This is a genomic window from Porphyromonas sp. CAG:1061, from assembly GCF_000435035.1.
Lineage (GTDB): Bacteria > Bacteroidota > Bacteroidia > Bacteroidales > Porphyromonadaceae > Porphyromonas_A > Porphyromonas_A somerae.
This window is the reverse complement of sequence record NZ_HF988938.1, coordinates 8,394-9,643: the sequence shown is the minus strand read 5'-3', so window position 1 is coordinate 9,643 and position 1,250 is coordinate 8,394. Positions and strand designations below refer to the sequence as shown.

The 1,250-nt window shown below is 47.7% G+C and carries 1 protein-coding gene and 1 pseudogene; both read right to left on the bottom strand.

The annotated features are described in order from the left end of the window. On the bottom strand, positions 1–535 hold a 535-nt coding region (locus QVO39_RS07445; RefSeq protein ID WP_288171919.1), incomplete at its 3' end, for a rhomboid family intramembrane serine protease. Positions 536–606: 71 nt separating this feature from the next. Then, a pseudogene (locus QVO39_RS07440) lies at positions 607–1,250 on the bottom strand (family 10 glycosylhydrolase); the annotation flags it as partial.

Below are 1,250 nucleotides of genomic sequence, written 5' to 3'. Positions count from 1 at the left end.
CTCCCAAGAAGAGCTCCATCACACCGTAGCCGATTACCAGCCATTTTGCCTTGATAGGAATAGGGATAAACATAATGAAGAGAGGCACATTTGGAAACATCATGCCGAAGCCGAGCAAAATGCCATATACCGCACCACTGGCCCCTATCGTAAGCAGCTGCTCAAGGAGGTAGGGTGGGTATCCCGCAAAGCTAAAGCTCCACACCAGCTCCTGCATCAGCCCTGCACCAATACCTGTAATGAGGTAGAAGAGGAGAAATCGCCAACTGCCCCACAACCGCTCCAACGTATTGCCAAACATCCAAAGGGCAAACATATTGAAGAATATGTGACCCAGTCCTGGGGCGTGTAAAAACATATAGGTGACCAGCTGCCAAATCCTAAAGGAGTCAGACCCAATATAGTGCAGACCCATATTCCAGGTGAGGTCATACCCTATCCTTGGTAAAGCAGACTGTGCTAGCCAGCATATCACATTGATGATGATGAGGTTTTTCGTAACATCCGAAACCCTATCTCGTAACTCTATTCTCATCCTATTTATCCTCTATTTGCGTGCTTACTACTTCACAAAGATACTCTTTTTTCTCGTTCTTTCCTATCTCTCTACTGCACGGGGGCCTCCTCTTCCCTATAGTAGTAGACCCCTCCAGTCAGCGGAAGTACTTCTAGTTGAGTTGATAGATCATACTCACTTACTTTGATACCGATGAGCTGACCCCGCTTCAAGACACTCCATGGGATAGTTGCTTCCTCTTTAGTTGTAACAAGAAAGGGGGCTTCTACCCCATTTGGCACCTCTCCATCGTGTGAAAGATAGAGCGCAAATAATTGTCCCTTACTACTTCCATGCCACGCCACATGTAGCCCATTAGGCCGTCCCTCAATCTGTAGTTCCTGGCCATCGAGCCAGTCCATCCATACTCCTCTATCGAGGGGCAACTGTGCTCTTTTATCCCAAAATTCTCTCAATGGTGTAGACAAACCAATGCCATGCGAGATGGCGTGCTCTGCTCTGAAAAGAGCCACCCCAGCAATATTGGAGAGACTATCAAGATAATTGATCTGATCCATCACCTCATTCTTGGGCCAATTACCCTCTCGCTCCAATACCATATAGGGTGCCAAGCCCACTACTAGCGGCACATTGAGTAGCTTTTGCCACTCCTTCACAAAAGGGTAAAAGCGTTCGCCACGAGAGTACATCATCGGCACCACGAAGTCGATAATACTATCACGGCACCAAGCCA